Raw genomic sequence first — 19,112 nt, 5'->3', positions numbered from 1 at the left:
CGACGGAACTGGAAGCGAATCTGTTCCTGGACCCGAATCTGTTCCCGGACCCATTGACCCCCGTGACCTTGCCTTGACCCTGCCAAAACCCTGCCGCATGGTCCGCGCCGATCGCAACCGAGAGCTCCCCGTTGAACGAATGTTTCCTGCTGCCGCTGGCTTCGCTGCCTTTTCCCAATATCAATCCGATCCTCGTCCAGATCGGGCCGCTGGCGGTGCACTGGTACGGCATCGGTTACATCGTCGGCATCCTGTTTGCCTGGTGGTATGCCAAGCGGCTCGCCGCCAATCCTAAACTCTGGCCCGACGGCGTCTTGCCGATGAAGCCTGAGGACCTCGACGATTTCATCGTCTGGGCGGCCATTGGCGTGGTTCTGGGCGGCCGCACCGGCTATGTCCTGTTCTACGACCTGGCGCGCTACATCGCCCATCCGCTCGACATCTTCGCTGTCTGGCAAGGCGGCATGTCCTTCCATGGCGGCCTGCTCGGCGTCATCCTCGCCATGACGCTGTTTTCCATGAAGCGCGGCATCCGCACCTGGTCGCTGTTCGATGTCGTGGCAGCTGGCGTGCCGGTCGGTCTCGGTCTCGTGCGCGTCGCCAACTTCATTAATTCCGAGCTCTGGGGGCGGCCCACCGATGTGCCCTGGGCGATCGAATTCCCCAACGGCGGTCCGTTCACCCGCCATCCGAGCCAGCTCTACGAGGCCTTGCTCGAAGGGCTGGTGCTGTTTGTCGTGCTGCGCGTCCTTACCCATTCGCGCCTCAAGCTGAAGACACCGCGCTTTGTCGGCGGCGCCTTCATCTGCGGCTACGGCCTGTCACGAATTTTCGTGGAGTTCTTTCGCGAGCCCGACCAGCAGCTCGGCTATCTCCTCGGCACCAACTGGCTGACCATGGGCATGATCCTGTCGACGCCGATGGTGCTGGCCGGCATCTGGGCCATGGCGACGGCCAAGCCGGTGACGCAAACGCAGCCGCAGGCAACATGACGCGGCTGAAGGCTCGTATCGTCGACCTGATCGAGGCGGTCGGTCCGATGCCCATCAACGAATACATGGCGCTGTGCCTGTTCGATCCGCGCGATGGTTATTACACCACACGCGAGCCGTTCGGCGCGGCCGGCGACTTCATCACCGCGCCGGAGATCAGCCAGATGTTCGGCGAACTCGTCGCCGTTTGGCTTTACCAGGCTTGGGCAGCGATCGGCCGGCCGATGCCGGTCACCGTCGCAGAGATCGGCCCCGGCCGTGGCACGCTGATGAAAGACATGCTGCGCACCTTGTCGCGGCTCGATCCGGCCTTGGCCAACGGCGCCGCCTTCGCCATGATCGAGACCAGTCCGCGCTTGGCCGAGATCCAGAAGCAGACGCTTGGAGCGACACCCTTCGCGATAGACTGGCATGAAGCGATCGAGACCCTGCCCCATCAACCGCTGTTGATCGTCGGCAACGAATTGTTCGATGCGGTGCCTATCCGCCAGTTCGTCCGTGCCGGCGCCGAGTGGCGCGAGCGCATGGTCGGCCTGGACGACGCCGACAATCTTTGCTTCTTCGCCGGCGCCGGCTCGGTCGACCCGATGCTGCTGCCCAGGGATGCGGCCGACGCGCCGCAAGGCGCGATCGTCGAAATCGCGCCCGCCCGCACCGCCTTGATGGCGGCGATCGCTGAGCGCATGGCGGCTCATGGCGGCGCCGGGCTATTCCTCGACTACGGCCATCTGCGGCCCGGTGTCGGCGACACGCTGCAGGCCTTGCGCCGGCACAATCACGAAGATGTGCTGGCCAATCCCGGTGAGGCAGACCTTACGTCCCATGTCGATTTCGCCGCTCTTGCAGCGATCGTGCGCGCGCATGGTCTCGATGCCCATCTGTCGACGCAGGGCAATTTCCTGCTCGGCATGGGCATTCTGGAGCGCGCCGGCCAGCTGGGCGCCGATGCCGGCCAGGCGGCACGCGACAACATATCGGATGCCGTCGAACGGCTCGCCGGGCCGCAAGCGATGGGCGAACTCTTCAAGGTCCTGGCCGTCGTTCCACGCGACGTCTCCGTCAGGCCCTTCGCAACGGCGGATTGACTTTTCGTCGCTACCCCTCCCAATCTCCCGTCCGGTAAAAGAGCCGCCGGACCGCCGGCCGCTTTTCCTTGACGAAACCGCCCACACGGACAACAACGCCCGCATGCTCAATCAGACCAAACCGGATCCCATTCGGTCGCCGCTGCTGGACAAGGCACAGGCACAAGGCATCCGCCACGGCTATTTCACCCGCATCGGCGGCGTCTCCACGGGCATCTACCGGGGCCTCAACATCGGCACCGGGTCGGATGACGACCAGGCGCTGGTGACCGAGAACCGCGCCCGTGTCGCCGCCTGGATGGGCGTGCCCGCAAATCATCTGCTGACCGCCTGGCAGGTCCATTCGCCCGACGTCATCGTCGCCAGGGAACCCTTTGCTGGCGAGCGGCCAAAGGCCGACGCCATCGTCACCGACCGGCAGGGCATCGCCATCGGGGCCTCGACCGCCGATTGCGGCCCGGTTCTGTTCGCGGATGCCGGCGCGCGCATCATCGGCGCCGCGCATGCCGGCTGGAAAGGCGCTTTGTCAGGCGTGCTCGAAAACACCATTGCCGCCATGGAGAGCCTCGGCGCCCGGCGCGAAAACATCGTCGCCGTGCTTGGCCCTTCCATCGGCCCCGCAAATTACGAGGTCGGGCCCGAATTCGTCGCCCGCTTCGTCGAGGCCGACAGCGAAAATGCCCGGTATTTCGCGCCTTCGGCCCATGCCGGCCACGCCATGTTCGACCTCAACCGCTACACGATCGACCGGCTGGCCAAGGCTGGCGTGACGGCCGATGGCCTTGGCCGCTGCACCTATGCCGAGGAAGATCTGTTTTACTCCTACCGGCGCACCACGCACCGCAGGGAGCCCGATTATGGCCGGCAGGTTTCGGCAATCGTTTTGGAGAAGGTATAATGGCGCTGCATTTTGAACGATCCGAATTCGACGCGCGGCGCGACCGGCTGATGATAGAGATGGCCGAGAAAAAGCTCGACGCCATCCTGCTGTTCGCCCAGGAAAGCATGTACTGGCTCACCGGCTACGACACGTTCGGCTTCTGCTTCTTCCAGTGCCTGGTGGTCAAGGCCGACGGCTCGATGGTGCTGCTGACCCGCTCGGCCGATCTGCGCCAGGCCCGCCAAACCTCGATCATCGACAACATCGTGCTGTGGACCGACCGCGACGGCGCCAATCCCGCGGTCGACCTGCGCAACCTGCTTAACGAACTCGACCTGCTCGGCGCCCGCATCGGCGTCGAATACGACACTCACGGCCTGACCGCCTATAATGGCCGCCGCCTGGACGAGCAGTTGCAGACCTTCGGCCAGATCGCCGACGCCTCCGGCATCGTCGGGCGGCTGCGCCTGTTCAAGAGCCCGGCCGAGGTCGCCAAAGCGGAAAAGGCAGCCAATCTCTCCGACGACGCGCTGGACGCGGCCCTGCCGCTGATCAAGCAGGGCGGCGACGAGGCGCTGATCCTGGCCGCCATGCAGGGCGCGATCTTCGCCGGCGGCGGCGACTATCCGGCCAACGAGTTCATCATCGGCTCCGGCGTCGATGCGCTGCTGTGCCGCTACAAGGCCGGACGCCGCAAGCTCACCAAGAACGACCAGCTGACGCTCGAATGGGCCGGCGTCTTCCATCACTACCATGCGCCGATGATGCGCACGGTGCTGACCGGCAAGGTCTCCAAGCGCCATCAGGAGCTGTTCGACGCCGCACGCGCGGCACTTCTGGCCGTCGAAAAGGCGATGACGCCGGGCAACAGCTTCGGCGATGTGTTCGACGCCCATGCCCGCACCATGGAAGCGCACGGGCTGACCAAGCACCGGCTGAACGCCTGCGGCTATTCGGTCGGCGCCCGCTTCACGCCGTCCTGGATGGACATGCCGATGTTCTACCAGGGCAATCCCGAGCCGATCGCGCCGAACATGACGCTGTTTGCCCACATGATCATCATGGACTCCGAGACCGAGACGGCGATGACGCTTGGCCGCACCTACCTGACCACCGAATCCCAGCCGAAGCCGCTGTCCCGCCATGATCTCGACTTGATCGTGCAGTGAATCCATAATGGGAGGCGTTCTTCGCCAAGGAGTTAGAAGGCAAATGAGACGATCGCATGTGACGACCGTGTCATTGCTTGTGGCATTGGCTTTGACCGCCTGCACCAACGCAAAGGACGTCCTCGAACCTTCCGCCATCACCCCGCCGGCGGCCTCGGCGCAGCCCGCACCGGCCACGCAAGGCAGCGCTGCCGCCACCGTTCCCGCCCCGGCGCCATCCACGGCCGCGACGGCCACCACGACGGCGGGCGCGCCCGCACCCATCACTTCGGCCCAGGCCGCCGCCATCCTGGCGAAGACCCGGCTGCAGATCGCGCCGATCGTCGGCGCTTCGGTGGAAGCCGCAACGCCGCTGACGGCGGAACTGCAGACACGCGCCAGGCAGCGCGGCATTACGCTGGCCGGCAGCCAGGACCAGACCGCGACCCATGTGCTCAAGGGCTACTTCTCGGCGATGACGGAGGGCAAGGACACCACGGTCATCTATGTCTGGGATGTCTACGACCCATCCGGCAACCGGCTGCACCGTATCAACGGCCAGATGAAGGCGCCTTCCACCGGTTCCGGCGACAGCGCGGGCGCCGACAGCTGGAAGTCGGTCTCGCCAGCCACCATGCAGGCGATCGCCGACCAGACCATCGACCAGTTTGCGGCCTTTCTCAGCGGCAAGGCGAGCTGAGGTGTTGCCAGCCGGTGATGCCGAACAGCTTTCTTAGGCTTAGCCGGCGGATTCACGATCTCGGCGCTTGCAATAGCCGCGCGGGCCGCTAAAAGCCCGGTTAAAAGGTGCAGGAGAGTCCGTCAGGCCTCTCCGTCCTCCACCAGGAACGGTGCATGAAACTCTTCGCGGGCAATTCCAACAGGGTGCTGGCCGAAGCGGTCGCCCGCTATCTCAACGTCCCGCTGGGCAAGGCCAGTGTCAGGCGCTTCGCCGACCAGGAAATCTTCGTCGAGATCCAGGAAAACGTGCGTGGCGAGGATGTCTTCATCCTGCAGTCGACCTCGTTCCCGACCAACGATCACCTGATGGAACTGCTCATCATGATCGACGCCTTCATGCGCTCGTCGGCCAAGCGCATCACGGCGGTTATTCCCTATTTCGGCTATGCCAGGCAGGATCGCCGCGCTTCCGGGCGCACGCCGATCTCTGCCAAGCTGGTCGCCAACATGATCACCCGTGCAGGTGTCGACCGGGTTTTGACGCTGGATCTCCATGCCGGCCAGATCCAGGGCTTTTTCGACATCCCCACCGACAATCTGTTCTCGGTGCCGGTGATGGCCCGCGACGTCAAGGCGAAGTACAAGCAACTCGGCAATGTCGTCGTCGTGTCGCCCGATATTGGCGGCGTGGTGCGTGCGCGTGCGCTTGCCAAGCGTTTCGACGCGCAACTTGCCATCGTCGATAAGCGCCGTGAGCGTCCCGGCGAATCGGAAGTCATGAACATCATCGGCGCGGTCGCCGGCAAGGATTGCCTTTTGATCGACGACATCGTCGATTCCGGCGGCACGCTGTGCAATGCCGCCGACGCACTGCTAGCCAACGGCGCCACCAGCGTTACCGCCTATATCACCCACGGCGTGCTGTCGGGCGGCGCGGTCGCTCGCATCAGCGGCTCGAAGCTGCAGGAACTGGTGATCACCGATTCCATCCAGCCGACGCAAGGCGTGCTCGACGCGCCCAACATCCGCGTCATATCGATCGCCGACCTGATGGGCGAAGCCATTTCGCGCACAGCGACCGAGGAATCGGTTTCGAGCCTGTTCGACTGAAAACCAGTTATCCCCGCGGCCCAAGTTACCCCTGCGGCCCAAGTTATTCCTGCGGCCCAAGTTATTCCTGCGGCAAGGCCGATGGCGTCGGCGCCTCCAACCGGGCCGGGACTCGCCGCATGCCTTCGCCGGCGTCACGTGCACCGCGCATATAGCCGCGCGGCGAGGAGCCGAGCATGCGCTTGAACATGGTGATGAAGGCCGGCACGCTGTCATAGCCGAGATCGAGCGCCACCCGCGTGATCGGCTCGCCATCGGCGAGCCTCGGCAGCGCAGCGAAGAGGCAGGCCTGCTGGCGCCACGTCGACAGCGACAGGCCGGTCTGGCGCTGGAAGGCGCGCGTGAAGGAGCGCCGGCTCATGCCGACGGTATCGGCCCATTCGTCGATCGTCGCGTGCGGTGAGGGTGCTGCGACGAAACGCCGGCAGAGCGCCGCCAGTTTGGGATCCGACGGGAACGGCAGGCCGAGCGGCCGCTCCGGCAATTGCGGGATCTCATGCAGGAGCAGGCTCATGATCAGGCCACCGCGCCCTTCCAGTTCGCCGCCTTGCGGCAGCTTCTCGGATTCCACGATAAGACTGTGCATCAGGTCGGTGACGCCGACCACGCGCATGCCCTCCGGCAGGCCTGGGATCGCCTGCGGCATGACATAGACCGAGCGCATCGAGACGTCGCCGAGCATCTCGACGGAATGTTCGATGCCGGCTGGAATCCACATCGCATGGTCCGGCGGCACCATCCAGCGCCCATGCCGCGTCGTCACCAGCACGACGCCGACCAGCGCATGCAGCAACTGGCTGCGGCTGTGGTGGTGGTGCGGCACGTGGTAGCCATCCGGATATTCGGTCGGCAGCACCACCGCCGGCCCGACCGCCTGCTCGAGCCACTGCCAGCGCAGCCCGTGCAATTGCTCGAGGTCGGTGTGGCCGGCGCCGAAAATTTCCCTGGTTTTTGCCATTCGATATGGCCCACTTGCGAAACTATTGGACCAAACCACGAAAGAAGTCGCCTGGCAACCGGACTATAAGGCTGCCTGCGGGAAGCGCCCGCCACGTCGCCTGCGGGAACAGCCCCGCCAAAAAGACTACGGAGCCTATCTTGACCGATACGACCGCCACCAGCGTCGCGCCGCCTGCGACCGCCAGTCACGCGTCAGCCCAGGCTACGGCCTTCACCGTTATCCTGGCGGTGAGCCTCTGCCACTCCATCAACGACATCATGCAGTCGCTGCTATCGGCCATCTATCCGCTTCTGAAGGACAATTACGGCCTCGACTTCTGGCAGATCGGGCTGTTGACCTTCACCTTCCAGGTAACGGCATCCCTGCTGCAGCCGATCATCGGCGCGGTCACCGACAAGCGGCCGATGCCTTACTCGCTGCCCTGGGGCATGGCATCCTCGCTGATCGGCCTGGTCGTGCTGGCCTATGCCGGGCACTATTACCTGCTGCTGATCGGGGCCTCGCTGATCGGCATCGGTTCGGCGATCTTCCATCCGGAATCCTCGCGCATTGCCCGCTTCGCATCCGGCGGCCGGTTTGGCCTGGCGCAGTCGCTGTTCCAGGTCGGCGGCAATTTCGGCCAGTCCATGGGTCCCTTGCTGGCCGCCTTCATCGTCGTGCCCTTCGGCCAGACCAGCATCGCCTGGTTCGCCGTCGGTTCGCTGATCGGCATCGTCATCCTGTGGCAGGTCGGCGGCTGGTACAGCCGCCTGCGCGCCGCGCAAGGCAATCGCAAGGCGGCAAGCTTCGTGTCGCCCTTCCCGCGCCGCAAGGTAATGTGGGCCCTGGCGGTGCTGACCTTGCTGGTGCTGACCAAGAACGCCTACATCGCCAGCCTGGCCAGCTACTACACCTTCTATTCCATCCATAAGTTCGGCGTTTCGGTGCAGATGTCGCAGGTCATGCTGTTCCTCTTCCTCGGCTCTTCGGCGCTGGGCATCCTGCTCGGCGGTCCCTTCGGCGATCGCTATGGACAAAAGGCGATGATCTGGTTCTCGATCGTCGGTGTCCTGCCCTTCACCCTGGCGCTGCCCTACGCCAACATGGAATGGACGATGGTGCTGACCGTGCTGATCGGCCTCATCCTGTCGTCGGCCTTCTCCAACATCGTCGTCTTCGCGCAGGAGTTGGTGCCGGGCCGCGTCGGCACGATCGCCGGCATCTTCTTCGGCTTCGCCTTCGGCGTCGGCGGCATCGCGGCCGCGGTGCTTGGCGTCGTCGCCGACATGAAGGGCATCGACTTCGTCTTCCAGATCTGCTCCTACCTGCCGTTCCTGGGGCTGCTGACGGTGTTCCTGCCCAACATGAAGGAAGCCCGGAAGGCGCAAGCGGCCGCTTGAATCATCTGTTCCAGGCAAAAGGCACCCGCCATATGGCGGATGCCTTTTTCTGTTCAGGCAGAGGGCTTCAGGCCTTGAAGAAAGCCAGCAGGTCGGCGTTGATGACATCGGCGTGGGTGGTGGCCATGCCGTGCGGAAAGCCCTTGTAGACCTTGAGCTCGCCCTTCTTGAGCAGCTTGATGCTCAGCAGCGCCGAATCTGCGATGGGAACGATCTGGTCGTCGTCGCCATGCATGACCAGCACCGGCACGTCGATCTTCTCGAGGTCTTCGGTGAAGTCGGTCTCCGAGAAGGCTTTGATGCAGTCGTAATGCGCCTTGGTGCCGCCCATCATGCCCTGGCGGTACCAGTTGTCGATAATGCCCTGCGAGACCACGGCGCCCGGACGGTTGAACCCGTAGAACGGGCCAGCGGGAACATCCAGATATAGCTGCGCGCGGTTGGCGGCGACGCCCGAGCGGAAGCCGTCGAAGACCTCGATCGGCAGGCCGCCGGGATTGGCCGGGGTCTTGAGCATGATCGGCGGCACCGCGCCGAGCAACGCTGCCTTCGCGACACGGCCGCCCGCTCCATACTGGGCGACATAGCGCGCCACCTCGCCGCCACCCGTCGAATGGCCGACATGGATCGCGTCCTTGAGGTCGAGATGCGCGACAAGTTCAGCCACATCGGCGGCATAGGTGTCCATCTCGTTGCCGATATCCGTCTGCGTCGAACGGCCGTGGCCGCGGCGGTCGTGGGCGATGACCCGGTAGCCTTGGCCAAGGAAGAACAGCATCTGTGCATCCCAGTCGTCGCTGCTCAGCGGCCAGCCGTGATGGAACACGATGGGCTGACCGGTTCCCCAGTCCTTGTAATAGATCTGCGTGCCGTCCTTGGTGGTGATCGTGCCGCTGCCTGAGCCTGGTTTGGTCTGCGAGGTCATCTCAATCTCCGTTTGATTGCTGTCGCGATAAACAATATCACGATACCAATATCGCTAACCCAGCTCGAGGTTCTTGTCCATGGAAATATGTATCGCGATATCTTTTTCCGTGGTACATAATGCGTGCGCTTAATCGGCAAAGGAATTCACCGTGCCTCTCCCGCTGGACAATCAGCTCTGCTTCACGCTCTACGCCACCAGCATGGCGATCAATCGCACCTACAAGCCGATGTTGGACGAGATGGGGATCACCTATCCGCAATATCTCGTGCTCAACGCGCTGGGCGAGGCCGACGGCATGTCTGTCGGCACGATCGCGCACAGGCTCGCCCTGGAATCGAGCACGGTCACGCCGCTGGTGAAGCGGATGGAGCAGGCCGGCCTGGTTACCCGCCAGCGCAGCCAGACCGACGAGCGCCAGGTACAGGTCGACCTGACACCGGCCGGCCGCAAGCTGCTCGTCCAGTGCAACTGCCTGAACGCGACCCTGGTCGAACGCTCGGGCATGACGCTGGCCGAACTCGACACGCTGAACCGGCAGGTCCAGGCGTTGCGCGACGCGTTGAGCGGCGACCGGTAGCAACGGCCTTCCCACCCGCCGCTTGCACGCCTGCCCGCCTTCCGCTATAGAGCCGCCACCCGCGTAGACACCCTTGGAGGCAACGCGGCGGAAGGCTGCCTTCCCCTTGTGATCCCGAACAAAGATCCGCTCGCTGCGGTTTCCGGCATTCGGACATCGAGGTCTGGCGGCTTTCGACGTTTACGGCCTGGTACATTGCCAACCGTAGGCGCTCCATAACACGCGAAAGGAAAAGCCATGAGCCACGATACTTACGAGCTCAAGGCCGAAGCGCGCGAACAGGTCGGTAAGGGGTCCGCCCGTGCAGTTCGCCGCAACGGTAAAGTGCCTGCAGTAATTTATGGTGACAGACAGCCTCCCCTGGCGATCGCGCTCACCTACAAGGACATCTACTACAAGATCCACGGCGGCGGGTTCCTGACCACGATCGCCACGATCGATGTCGACGGCAAGAAGATCCAGGTCCTGCCGAAGGACTTCCAGCTCGACCCGGTCAAGGATTTCCCTGTCCATGTCGACTTCCTGCGCATCGGCAAGGACACCGAAGTCAACGTCGATGTTCCCGTGCACTTCATCAATGAAGACAAGTCACCCGGCATCAAGCGGGGCGGCGTGCTCAACATCGTGCGTCACGAAGTCGAGTTCCACTGCCCGGCCAATGCGATCCCGGAATTCATCACCGTCGATCTCACCGGCGCCGACATTGGCGATTCGATCCACATCTCGTCGGTCAAGCTGCCGGCCGGCGTCAAGCCCGTCATCTCCGACCGCGACTTCACCATCGCGACCGTTGCCGGTTCGTCGGCGATGAAGCCGGAGACCGAAGAGACAGCTGAGGCCGCGGCTCCCGAAGCGGCTCCCGCCGCCGAAGAGAAGTAACTCTTTTCACGCCCGGAGGCGACGATGCCAGAAAAGACAGCGCTTGTCTTTGCCGGCCTCGGCAATCCGGGCGCGAAATACGCTGAAAACCGGCACAATGTCGGCTTCATGGCGGCGGACGCTATCGCCCGCCGCCATTCCTTTTCACCCTGGTCGAAGAAGTTCCAGGGCCTGATTTCCGAGGGCACGCTCGGCGGCGAAAAGATCATCCTGATCAAGCCGCAGACCTTCATGAACCTGTCCGGCCAGTCGGTCGGCGAAGCGCTGCGCTTCTACAAGCTCGACCTTTCCGCCCTCACCGTCTTCTATGACGAGATCGACCTTGCCGAAGGCAAGCTGCGCATCAAGACCGGCGGCGGCGCCGGCGGCCACAACGGCATCCGCTCGATCGACGGCCATGTCGGCAATGCGTACCGCCGTGTGCGCATCGGCGTCGGCCATCCCGGCGTCAAGGAAATGGTCCAGCATCATGTGCTCGGTGATTTCGCCAAGGCCGACCGCGACTGGCTCGACCCGCTGCTCGACGCGATCGCCGACAATGCGGCGATGATCGCCAAGGGCGACGAATCCGGTTTCATGAACAAGGTCGCCCTCGCCGTCCAGGGCAAGACCGGCGCCGAACCGGAAAACCCGGCGCGGAAGCAGTCGAGCCCGAAACAGCAAAGTCATGTCCGCCAGGCCCGCCCTCAGCAGCCGGTCGCCAAGCTGCCGGAAAGCGGCCCCATGGCCGCCATGCTGAAGAAACTGTTCGGCAACAAGGACTGAAGCGTAGGCGCATGCGGCGTCACGGGACTTGACGTTCCCAACCCCTATCGCCCATAGCCTCATCAAATTTCGCTTTTCCCGATAGGACCGGACAAAATGGGTTTCAAATGCGGCATCGTTGGCTTGCCCAATGTCGGCAAGTCGACGCTCTTCAACGCGCTGACGAGAACGGCCGCCGCGCAGGCCGCCAACTACCCGTTCTGCACCATCGAACCGAACACCGGCGAGGTGGCGGTGCCCGATCCGCGCCTGCAGAAGATCGCGGCGATCGGCAAGTCGAAGGAGATCATCCCGACCCGCATCTCCTTTGTCGACATCGCCGGCCTGGTGCGCGGCGCCTCCAAGGGCGAAGGCCTGGGCAACCAGTTCCTCGCCAACATCCGCGAGGTCGACGCCATCGTGCATGTGCTGCGCTGCTTCGAGGATGACGACATCACCCATGTCGAGGGCCGCATCGACCCCGTCGCCGACGCCGAGACGGTCGAGACCGAGCTGATGCTCGCCGACCTCGACAGCCTCGAGCGCCGCATCGTCCAGTTCCGCAAGCGCGCCGGCAGCAAGGACAAGGAAGCGACGACCGTGCTGCCGATGATGGAGGCCGCGCTCGAGCTGCTGCAGGCAGGCAAGCCGACCCGCATCCTGCTCGACGGCATCTCGGCGGAAGATCTGCACATTTTGCAGGGCTTGAACCTTCTGACCTCACATCCCGTGCTCTACGTCTGCAACGTCGCCGAGGCGGACGCGGCCACCGGCAACGAGCACACCAGGGCCGTGGAGCAGATGGCCGCAGCGCAGGGCGCCCGCACTGTCGTCATTTCGGCCGCGATCGAAGCCGAGGTTGCGCAGCTCTCCGACGAGGAAGAGATGGAATTCCTGTCCTCGCTCGGCCTCGACGAGCCCGGCCTGAACAAGGTGATCCGTGCCGGCTACGAATTGTTGCAGCTCATCACCTATTTCACCGTTGGGCCGAAGGAGACGCGCGCCTGGACCGTGCACAAGGGCGCCAAGGCGCCGCAGGCGGCCGGCGTCATCCACACCGATTTCGAGCGCGGCTTCATCCGCGCCCAGACCATCGCCTACAACGACTTCGTCACGCTGGGCGGCGAAGTGGCGGCCAAGGAAGCCGGCAAGGCACGCGACGAAGGCAAGGAGTACGTCGTCCAGGACGGCGACATCATGCTGTTCAAGTTCAATACCTGAGGAGGTCGCGGCGGAGCGACCCAACCGTCAGTCGGACAGCACCATCCCTGCCGCAGAGTTCTTGCGGGGGTATTGAAGACCATAAGTCGCCTTACACCCGATCAGCACCCGGTGGAGACCGATGAAAGCCATGTCCCATTATTTGCTATTCGCAAATTTCTAGCTTGCACTATTTTAGCTTGTAGTTAACATGCAGTCGTGCCGCTGACGCTCAGATATACTAGGGCCGCTCTGAAATCCCTGGCGCGGATGCCCGCCAACACGGCTCGGCTGATCACTGCTAAAATCGGCCAATATGCAGCCGAACCGGCCAGCTTGGCGAAAAATGTCAAACGGCTGAAAGGCCGGCCAGGCTTCAGGCTTAGGGTCGGGGACTACCGTATTATCTTCGATCAGGAAGGCACGGTAATGGACATTCTGGAGATCGGACCGCGCGGTAGCATCTACGAGGACTGAGGACATGAACAAGCCCACCATCATTACCACGCCGAATGGCGACCGTATGGCTATTCTGCCACTCGCTGATTACGAGAGCCTTGTTGAAGCGGCGGAGGACGTGGCCGACATTCAAACCTACGATCAGATCAAGCAAAAGATCGCTGCCGGCGAGGAGGAGCTTATTCCGGTCGCCGTCGTCAACCGCATCCTGGACGGCGAGAATAAGATCCGCGTCTGGCGCGAGCATCGCGGGATTTCGGCTCGCGACCTCGCTGAAAAGACTGAGATCAGCGCAGGCTATCTCTCGCAGATCGAGACAGGCACCCGCGACGGTAGCTTCGACACGATCAAGCGCATCGCCGCCGCCCTCAATCTCTCGGTTGACGATCTCGTATAGCGCCCGTTGCGAAAGACGAAAACGGGCTGTCGTGTTCCATGCTCGCAGGCGCTGCCGACGTCGGCACAGGGCCATGTTTATTCGCGCAGGCGAGGCCACTACAAGTGAGCGTAGCTTAGCTACAGCCGACCACCGCCCGGCCTCCGACCCAAACAGTGGCAATATTGGCCCGTGCCGCATTGAGCACGATCTTCTGAAAGACGTCGTCGAGCGTATCGTCGGCGCCGTTGACATGGATGTTCGAGGCGCTCGCTTCGGTGTCGATCAGCAGCGCGTCGAATTCGTGTCCGACGCGAAAACTGCCTGTCGGCAGGTCGAGCGCTTCCGCGCCTCCCGCGGTCGCCAGCCAGAACGCTTCCTGATGCGTGATCGGCTCGCCGGGCGCGCCGCGCTCCTTTGCCGGCAGGCCGGCATGCACGCCGCTCTGCAATGATCTCGAGGCCGACAGCGCGTTCCGGCAACCGTCGAACAGCGATGGGCTGTAGCCGCCTGAAATATCGGTGCCGAGCCCGACATGCATGTGCCGGTCGAGCGCCTCGCGAAGCGGAAACACTGCGTTGGCGAAGTAGACGTTGGACAGCGGGCAATGAGCGACGCCGGCGCCCTTCTCCTTGATCAGGTCCATGTCCTGCCCATCGATGAAGTTCGAATGCGCCAGGATCGTATGACGGGTGAGCAGGCCGAAACCATCGAGGCTTGCCGCATCCGTTTGGCCGAAGCGCGCTTCCACGAACTGCTTTGCCCAATCGCTTTCGGAGCAATGGGTCTGCACGTGGCAACCGAACTCTTCCGCGAGTTCGCCCAGCCCCTGCAAGGCCGCGTCGGTGCAGCTTGGAATGAAGCGCGGCGTGATCACCGGCTGGACAAGCGGCCTCTCGCCCGGATTCAATGACATGACGGCCTCGATGAAGCGCCTGGTATCCGAAACAGCGCTTGCCGCATCGGCATCGCGATAGAAGGGCGGACACTGTTCGGGGTCGTCCATCACCACCTTGCCGACCAGGGCACGCTGGCCTTTCTCAAGACATGTCTCGGCGAGCGCCACGCTCGCCTCGACATGGACGGTGGCGAAATAGAGCGCGGTGGTGGTGCCGTTGGCGAGCAGATTGTCGACCAGATCAGCATAGACCGCGCGAGCATAGTCCAAATCCGCATAGCGGGCCTCGAGCGGGAAAGTGTATTTCCGCAGCCAGACTTCGAGCGGCACGTCCAGCGCCTTGCCCATCTGCGGCCATTGCGGCGCATGGATGTGCAGGTCGACGAGCCCCGGCAGCAGGAACTGCCCCTCGCCAAGTTTCACCAGCCTGCCCGCCCGGCGGGCATCGCTTATCGTGGCCGTGTATTCCGGGTGGCCGGGCGCCAGGATCTCGGCGATACGCCCCTGTGCATCGACGCAGAACAGGTGCTCCTCCAGCACCTCCAGCCTGCCGCGCTCAGGCGTATGGAAGGCGGTGCCGAGCAGCATGAAAGGATCTGCCGTCATATCGTCGCTCCGGTGCTGCTGGCGGGCGGGGCTGCCAATGCGTGGCCTAGAAGAAAACAGTTGGCAAACATTTCCGCCGCTGTCCTTTGCCGCCGACTGATCCCATGATCGGCCGGGGATTTCCAGAGGGGACATCATGGAACGCGTTGCGCCAGAAATCAGTTTGATCGCCCAGCCGGACGGTCCGTTGCCCCTGGGCAAGGCCGCCCTGCTCGGCCTCCAGCACGTGCTGGCGATGGACGTCTATATCGTGCCGTTCATCATCGCGTCGGTGCTTGCCTTCAGCGTCGGCGACGCCGGCGCCTTCATCCAGTCGGCCTTCGTGGCGGCAGGCATCGCAACCCTGATCCAGTCGCAGTTGCTGATGCGGCTGCCCGTCGTCCAGGGACCGTCCTTCGTCCCGATCGGCGCGGTGCTGGCGATTGCCTTTGGCGCCGGCGGCGGCCTGCCGGGCCTGTCGGCCGTGATCGGCGCACTCATTCCGGGCGCCATACTGGTCATGCTTCTGGGATCGCCGACAAAGCTCTTCCACCGCCTCGTCAACCGCTTCGTGCCGTCCATCGTCGGCGGCGCCATCATCATCGTCGTCGGCGTCGCGCTGATGCCGGTGGCACTGAAGGAGAGCGTCTTCGCTGTCCACGGCACCGCCACCGTCGGCGGCAACATCGTCCTCGCCTTCGTCGCCGCGGCGGTGCTTGTCGGCTGCATGCTGATCGGCATGGCGCTTGGCGCGAAAGGCGCATGGCTGCGCCTGCTGTCCGTGATCATCGCGCTTGTGGCTGGCAGCGTGGCCGCCGCCTTCATGGGCCAGCTCGACATGACGGGCGTTTCCGCCGAGACCTGGTTTTCCATGCCGCGCATCGCCTTCCTCAATCTCGACGTGACCTTCTCCTGGTCGGCGACGCTGACCATGCTGATCGTCTACATCGTCGTCCTGGCCGAAACCACCGGCACCTGGTTCGCGGTCGGTGCCGTCATCGACAAGCCGCTCTCGGACGAGCAGCTCGACCGGGGCGCCACCGGCGAAGGTCTCGGCTGCCTGATCAGCGCGCTGCTGTGCAGCACGCCGGTCACCGGCTATTCGTCCAACGCCGGCATCATCGCCATCACCGGCATCGCCAGCCGTGCCGCCTTCGGGGCGGCCGGCATCTTCCTGGTGCTGTTCGGGCTGATCGGCAAGCTTTCGGCGGTCATCGCCTCAATCCCGGGGCCGGTCATCGGCGGCGTCTTCGGTGTGCTGTGCGTCGTCATCGCCATGAACGGTTTTCGGGTGGTGCGCGGGACGCCGCTGACCGAACGCAACATGCTGGTCATCGGCCTGCCCATCCTGATGGCGCTGTTCGCCACGCTGGTACCGCCGGATTTCGTCAAGACGCTGCCCGATATCGTGCAGTACATTCTGGGCTCATCCATCGCCTTCGGCGCCGTCTGGGCGATCGTCCTGCACCAGATCCTGCCGAACGCCCGCTAGGCGATCGGAGGCGCCGCGGCTGGCCCCTACGGCCGCCGCGGGCCCGATCGCGCCGGCTGGCTCACCAGAAAGGGCTTGACCAAATCGCCCGCGGACTGCATCCGGGTTTGCCGATCCATGCGGATCGCGCGTTCTGCAGGGATGCCAGACCATGACCGGCAAGACATGGGCCTATGAGGACTTCGTCGAGGGGATCTCGTTCGATCTCGGCACCAAACAGGTAAGCGCGGCCGAAATCATCGAGTTCGCCAGCGAGTTCGATGCCCAGCCGATGCATCTCGACGAGGAGGCCGGCAAGGCGAGTATCCTGGGCGGCCTCTCGGCTTCAGGCTGGCACACCTGCGCCATGTTCATGCGCATGCTGTGCGATGCCTTCCTGCTGGACTCCACCTGCCAGGGCGCACCAGGAGTCGATCAGGTCAAATGGAAGAAGCCGGTGCTCGCCGGCGATACGCTGCGGGGCAGCCTGGTGGTTCTGGCCAGGCGCCTGTCGAAATCGAAGCCGCAACTCGGCTTCGTGACCATGCGCAGCGAACTGGTCAACCAGCGCGGCGAAAGCGTCTTCGAGCTCGAGAACTCCGTCATGTTCCTGACGCGCGACGCGGGGAATGCGGCATGACGCTCGACGAATTCTTCCGCATCGGCACCACGGTGACGCTGGGCTCGCACAGATTCGAGCCCGAGGCGATCAAAGCGTTCGCCCGCAAATACGACCCGCAGATCTTTCACATCGACGAAGAGGCCGCGAAGAAGAGCGTGCTCGGCGGCCTCTGCGCCTCCGGCTGGCATACCGCCGCCACCTGGATGAAGCTGAACCTGGAGAGCCGCCTGGACGCCGAAGGCTGGGACGGCCCGGTGCCCGAATTCGGCCCCTCGCCCGGATTCAAGAACCTGAAGTGGCTGAAGCCCGTCTTTGCCGGGCAAACCATCACCTTCACGCGCACGGCGCTGTCCCACCGCCCCATCGCGTCCCGCCCCGGCTGGCGGTTGCTGGCGCTCCTCTGCGAGGCCACTGATTCGACCGGCGGCAAGGTGCTGGAGTTCGAAAGCGCGGTGCTGGTGAAGGTGGATAGTCTCTTCCTTCGCCCCGTTTATGGCGTGGCCGAAGGCGGATGAGGGCGGCACCCGCGCTGGTTATCGTGTTGCCTCCCTGCCCTTCGCTATCGCTCCCGGCGTTCGAGATCTTTGAAAGGTCCACTGGACCTTTCAATTTGCCTTCGGCAAACCGGTCTCAAACCCCCTCGAACCCGATCAGCGTTCGCACCGGCACGCCGAGCGCTTCGAGCTTGGCGCGCCCGCCCAAATCCGGCAGGTCGATGACGAAACAGGCGGCGAGAATGTCGGCGCCGATCTGGCGCAGCAGCTTGACCGCCGCTTCCGCCGTGCCGCCGGTGGCGATCAGATCGTCGACCAGGATCACCTTCTCGCCGGGCGCGACGCCGTCCTTGTGCATCTCCATCTCATCCAGCCCGTATTCCAGGCTGTAGGCGACGCGCACGGTCTCATAAGGCAGCTTGCCCTTCTTGCGGATCGGCACGAAGCCGGCCGAGAGCTGGTGGGCGACGGCGCCGCCCAGGATAAAGCCGCGCGCTTCGATGCCGGCGATCTTGTCGATCTTCTGCCCGGCATAGGGATGCACCAGCTCGTCGATGGCGCGGCGGAAGGCGCGCGCATTGCCGAGCAGCGTGGTGATGTCGCGAAACAGGATGCCGGGCTTGGGATAGTCCGGGATGGTACGGATCGAGGCCAGCAGCGTGTCTTCGAGAGAAGGTTTCATGAAGCGGCTCCGAATGATCCGGCTGACAAAGTGAAACGGCGCGGGGCCGATCGTAACCCGGCGCGACCGACAACGGCTAGCGCGATGTGGCGACCGAGACAAGCGCATCCGGCAAAGGAATTGACTACGGGCTGGGAGCAACCACCAGGCGATTTTCCTCCTGTTGGGCGCAGCCACGAAAAAGGGGCGCCCGAAGGCGCCCCGCTCGAACGGATGGCTATCGGCCAAATCCTACATGCCGAGATCGGAACGAAGCTCCGCCCTGGCCACATCGTACTCGGCCTTGAAGTCATCCCGGTTGAGCAGGACGGCGGCAATGACGCTGCCGGAAATCTTGCCCATCTCGACGTCGGACGGATAGTGGATGCCGCCGACGATGCGGTTGTGGGCGAACTCGGCCGCGCGCGCCATGATCTCAGCACGCCTTTCCGGAACCATGTCGGACAGGATGATGCCCATCATCGTGCCGACGGTCGCATGGCCGGACGGCCAGGAACCGGAGCTCGACAGCTTGACCACCGGCTTGACGAGATCGCTGAGCTGGTGCGGACGCGGGCGCTTCCAGACATCCTTGGCCGGATCGACGACGGCGCCTTCGGTCTCCACCACGCGATCGAAGAAGGCGCTGAATTTCGGCAGCTTGTCCTTGTTGAAATTCGGCCCCATGACATCGGCGAAACGCCAGACGTTTTCCTCGGCGTCGGCGATGGCGCGGGCTTCCATCTCGGGTGTGCGCGTGACCTGCATGGTCAGCACTTCGCCAAGCTCGGCCTTGGTCTCAGCCGAATCATTGGCCGGCGGCGGCGGCAGGATCATCGTCAGGTCGACATCCTTGTTGGTGATGAATGGTTTTGCGTCTTCGGCGCGGGCCGCGGAACCAACGACGAGCAGCAGCAGGCCTGCCGCAAGCGATGCGTATCTTTTCATGAGCGTGATCCTTTGATGAGAGCGCCGCAGGATC

The 19,112-nt window shown here is 63.9% G+C and carries 21 protein-coding genes; 16 read left to right on the top strand and 5 right to left on the bottom strand.

Annotation, left to right across the window (positions count from 1 at the left end):
* Nucleotides 1-131 precede the first annotated feature (131 nt).
* The 6 genes from lgt (at nucleotide 132) to FJ950_RS17425 (ending at nucleotide 5,896) form a co-directional block, all read left to right on the top strand.
* Nucleotides 132-992, top strand: a complete 861-nt coding sequence (lgt, locus tag FJ950_RS17450; protein ID WP_140617701.1) for a prolipoprotein diacylglyceryl transferase — start codon at nucleotides 132-134, stop codon at nucleotides 990-992.
* Nucleotides 989-2,077: a class I SAM-dependent methyltransferase gene (locus FJ950_RS17445; RefSeq protein ID WP_140617700.1), complete on the top strand. Its 1,089-nt coding sequence runs from the start codon at nucleotides 989-991 to the stop codon at nucleotides 2,075-2,077. Before lgt ends, FJ950_RS17445 begins: the two co-directional genes overlap by 4 nt.
* 103 nt (nucleotides 2,078-2,180) lie before the next feature.
* The gene (gene pgeF / locus FJ950_RS17440; RefSeq protein WP_140617699.1) at nucleotides 2,181-2,975 is read left to right on the top strand and encodes a peptidoglycan editing factor PgeF; all 795 of its coding nucleotides are present in this window, start codon (nucleotides 2,181-2,183) and stop codon (nucleotides 2,973-2,975) included.
* Entirely contained in the window at nucleotides 2,975-4,126 is a 1,152-nt protein-coding gene (locus tag FJ950_RS17435) for a Xaa-Pro peptidase family protein (RefSeq protein WP_015316092.1), read from the top strand. The genes pgeF and FJ950_RS17435 overlap by 1 nt, the downstream gene beginning before the upstream one ends.
* Nucleotides 4,127-4,169: 43 nt before the next feature.
* Entirely contained in the window at nucleotides 4,170-4,805 is a 636-nt protein-coding gene (locus FJ950_RS17430; protein ID WP_140617698.1) for a hypothetical protein, read from the top strand.
* 155 nt (nucleotides 4,806-4,960) lie between these two features.
* Nucleotides 4,961-5,896, top strand: a complete 936-nt coding sequence (locus tag FJ950_RS17425) for a ribose-phosphate pyrophosphokinase (RefSeq protein ID WP_015316090.1) — start codon at nucleotides 4,961-4,963, stop codon at nucleotides 5,894-5,896.
* 61 nt (nucleotides 5,897-5,957) lie between these two features.
* Here the strand turns inward: FJ950_RS17425 and FJ950_RS17420 are convergent, their stop codons facing one another.
* A complete protein-coding gene (locus tag FJ950_RS17420) occupies nucleotides 5,958-6,854 on the bottom strand; it encodes a helix-turn-helix transcriptional regulator (RefSeq protein ID WP_140617697.1) in 897 nt (298 codons plus the stop codon).
* A 140-nt stretch (nucleotides 6,855-6,994) separates the two neighbouring features.
* Here FJ950_RS17420 and FJ950_RS17415 point away from each other — a divergent pair, with 140 nt between their 5' ends.
* Nucleotides 6,995-8,236, top strand: coding sequence for an MFS transporter (locus FJ950_RS17415; protein ID WP_015316088.1), 1,242 nt, complete (start codon nucleotides 6,995-6,997; stop codon nucleotides 8,234-8,236).
* Nucleotides 8,237-8,303: 67 nt separating this feature from the next.
* Here the strand turns inward: FJ950_RS17415 and FJ950_RS17410 are convergent, their stop codons facing one another.
* On the bottom strand, nucleotides 8,304-9,161 hold the full coding sequence (locus tag FJ950_RS17410; RefSeq protein ID WP_140617696.1) for an alpha/beta hydrolase: 858 nt from the start codon (nucleotides 9,159-9,161) through the stop codon (nucleotides 8,304-8,306).
* 151 nt (nucleotides 9,162-9,312) lie between these two features.
* Here FJ950_RS17410 and FJ950_RS17405 point away from each other — a divergent pair, with 151 nt between their 5' ends.
* The 6 genes from FJ950_RS17405 (at nucleotide 9,313) to FJ950_RS17380 (ending at nucleotide 13,420) form a co-directional block, all read left to right on the top strand.
* Complete coding sequence (locus FJ950_RS17405; protein WP_140617695.1) at nucleotides 9,313-9,741, top strand: MarR family transcriptional regulator; 429 nt, start codon at nucleotides 9,313-9,315, stop codon at nucleotides 9,739-9,741.
* A gap of 237 nt (nucleotides 9,742-9,978) precedes the next feature.
* The gene (locus FJ950_RS17400) at nucleotides 9,979-10,620 is read left to right on the top strand and encodes a 50S ribosomal protein L25/general stress protein Ctc (RefSeq protein ID WP_015316085.1); all 642 of its coding nucleotides are present in this window, start codon (nucleotides 9,979-9,981) and stop codon (nucleotides 10,618-10,620) included.
* A 24-nt stretch (nucleotides 10,621-10,644) separates the two neighbouring features.
* The gene (pth, locus tag FJ950_RS17395; RefSeq protein WP_140617694.1) at nucleotides 10,645-11,385 is read left to right on the top strand and encodes an aminoacyl-tRNA hydrolase; all 741 of its coding nucleotides are present in this window, start codon (nucleotides 10,645-10,647) and stop codon (nucleotides 11,383-11,385) included.
* A 96-nt stretch (nucleotides 11,386-11,481) separates the two neighbouring features.
* Nucleotides 11,482-12,585 carry a redox-regulated ATPase YchF gene (gene ychF, locus FJ950_RS17390; RefSeq protein ID WP_015316083.1) on the top strand — a complete coding sequence of 368 codons (1,104 nt, stop codon included), beginning with the start codon at nucleotides 11,482-11,484 and terminating at the stop codon, nucleotides 12,583-12,585.
* 198 nt (nucleotides 12,586-12,783) lie between these two features.
* Nucleotides 12,784-13,041, top strand: a complete 258-nt coding sequence (locus FJ950_RS17385) for a type II toxin-antitoxin system RelE/ParE family toxin (protein WP_224529458.1) — start codon at nucleotides 12,784-12,786, stop codon at nucleotides 13,039-13,041.
* A 4-nt stretch (nucleotides 13,042-13,045) separates the two neighbouring features.
* Entirely contained in the window at nucleotides 13,046-13,420 is a 375-nt protein-coding gene (locus tag FJ950_RS17380) for a helix-turn-helix transcriptional regulator (RefSeq protein WP_140617693.1), read from the top strand.
* Nucleotides 13,421-13,535: 115 nt separating this feature from the next.
* Here the strand turns inward: FJ950_RS17380 and guaD are convergent, their stop codons facing one another.
* A complete protein-coding gene (guaD, locus tag FJ950_RS17375; RefSeq protein ID WP_140617692.1) occupies nucleotides 13,536-14,903 on the bottom strand; it encodes a guanine deaminase in 1,368 nt (455 codons plus the stop codon).
* A gap of 136 nt (nucleotides 14,904-15,039) precedes the next feature.
* Here guaD and FJ950_RS17370 point away from each other — a divergent pair, with 136 nt between their 5' ends.
* From FJ950_RS17370 to FJ950_RS17360, 3 genes are all read left to right on the top strand, one after another.
* Nucleotides 15,040-16,374 carry a solute carrier family 23 protein gene (locus tag FJ950_RS17370; protein ID WP_140617691.1) on the top strand — a complete coding sequence of 445 codons (1,335 nt, stop codon included), beginning with the start codon at nucleotides 15,040-15,042 and terminating at the stop codon, nucleotides 16,372-16,374.
* A gap of 151 nt (nucleotides 16,375-16,525) precedes the next feature.
* Nucleotides 16,526-16,993: a MaoC family dehydratase gene (locus FJ950_RS17365; protein ID WP_140617690.1), complete on the top strand. Its 468-nt coding sequence runs from the start codon at nucleotides 16,526-16,528 to the stop codon at nucleotides 16,991-16,993.
* Complete coding sequence (locus tag FJ950_RS17360) at nucleotides 16,990-17,490, top strand: MaoC family dehydratase (protein ID WP_140617689.1); 501 nt, start codon at nucleotides 16,990-16,992, stop codon at nucleotides 17,488-17,490. Before FJ950_RS17365 ends, FJ950_RS17360 begins: the two co-directional genes overlap by 4 nt.
* 115 nt (nucleotides 17,491-17,605) lie before the next feature.
* On the opposite strand, the gene FJ950_RS17355 is transcribed toward FJ950_RS17360, so the two are convergent.
* Together FJ950_RS17355 and FJ950_RS17350 are read right to left on the bottom strand one after the other, a co-directional pair.
* Nucleotides 17,606-18,151, bottom strand: a complete 546-nt coding sequence (locus tag FJ950_RS17355) for an adenine phosphoribosyltransferase (protein WP_015316077.1) — start codon at nucleotides 18,149-18,151, stop codon at nucleotides 17,606-17,608.
* A 231-nt stretch (nucleotides 18,152-18,382) separates the two neighbouring features.
* Nucleotides 18,383-19,078 (bottom strand): phosphatase PAP2 family protein, encoded by a 696-nt coding sequence (locus FJ950_RS17350; RefSeq protein ID WP_015316076.1) that lies wholly within the window; start codon nucleotides 19,076-19,078, stop codon nucleotides 18,383-18,385.
* Nucleotides 19,079-19,112: the final 34 nt, after the last annotated feature.

This window comes from Mesorhizobium sp. B2-3-14, from assembly GCF_006442175.1.
GTDB classification, from domain to species: domain Bacteria; phylum Pseudomonadota; class Alphaproteobacteria; order Rhizobiales; family Rhizobiaceae; genus Mesorhizobium; species Mesorhizobium australicum.
Note: the sequence above shows the minus strand (reverse complement) of the source record. Positions and strands in the feature narration are given on the sequence as shown.

Excerpts from the sequence above, each read along its gene's own strand:
- FJ950_RS17360 (WP_140617689.1), top strand. The coding sequence starts at position 16,990 with ATGACGCTCGACGAATTCTTCCGCATCGGCACCACGGTGACGCTGGGC.
- pth (WP_140617694.1), top strand. The coding sequence starts at position 10,645 with ATGCCAGAAAAGACAGCGCTTGTCTTTGCCGGCCTCGGCAATCCGGGC.
- FJ950_RS17410 (WP_140617696.1), bottom strand. The coding sequence starts at position 9,161 with ATGACCTCGCAGACCAAACCAGGCTCAGGCAGCGGCACGATCACCACC.
- FJ950_RS17400 (WP_015316085.1), top strand. The coding sequence starts at position 9,979 with ATGAGCCACGATACTTACGAGCTCAAGGCCGAAGCGCGCGAACAGGTC.
- FJ950_RS17365 (WP_140617690.1), top strand. The coding sequence starts at position 16,526 with ATGACCGGCAAGACATGGGCCTATGAGGACTTCGTCGAGGGGATCTCG.
- guaD (WP_140617692.1), bottom strand. The coding sequence starts at position 14,903 with ATGACGGCAGATCCTTTCATGCTGCTCGGCACCGCCTTCCATACGCCT.
- FJ950_RS17370 (WP_140617691.1), top strand. The coding sequence starts at position 15,040 with ATGGAACGCGTTGCGCCAGAAATCAGTTTGATCGCCCAGCCGGACGGT.
- FJ950_RS17435 (WP_015316092.1), top strand. The coding sequence starts at position 2,975 with ATGGCGCTGCATTTTGAACGATCCGAATTCGACGCGCGGCGCGACCGG.
- ychF (WP_015316083.1), top strand. The coding sequence starts at position 11,482 with ATGGGTTTCAAATGCGGCATCGTTGGCTTGCCCAATGTCGGCAAGTCG.
- FJ950_RS17355 (WP_015316077.1), bottom strand. The coding sequence starts at position 18,151 with ATGAAACCTTCTCTCGAAGACACGCTGCTGGCCTCGATCCGTACCATC.
- FJ950_RS17380 (WP_140617693.1), top strand. The coding sequence starts at position 13,046 with ATGAACAAGCCCACCATCATTACCACGCCGAATGGCGACCGTATGGCT.
- FJ950_RS17430 (WP_140617698.1), top strand. The coding sequence starts at position 4,170 with ATGAGACGATCGCATGTGACGACCGTGTCATTGCTTGTGGCATTGGCT.
- pgeF (WP_140617699.1), top strand. The coding sequence starts at position 2,181 with ATGCTCAATCAGACCAAACCGGATCCCATTCGGTCGCCGCTGCTGGAC.
- FJ950_RS17350 (WP_015316076.1), bottom strand. The coding sequence starts at position 19,078 with ATGAAAAGATACGCATCGCTTGCGGCAGGCCTGCTGCTGCTCGTCGTT.
- FJ950_RS17420 (WP_140617697.1), bottom strand. The coding sequence starts at position 6,854 with ATGGCAAAAACCAGGGAAATTTTCGGCGCCGGCCACACCGACCTCGAG.
- FJ950_RS17425 (WP_015316090.1), top strand. The coding sequence starts at position 4,961 with ATGAAACTCTTCGCGGGCAATTCCAACAGGGTGCTGGCCGAAGCGGTC.
- FJ950_RS17445 (WP_140617700.1), top strand. The coding sequence starts at position 989 with ATGACGCGGCTGAAGGCTCGTATCGTCGACCTGATCGAGGCGGTCGGT.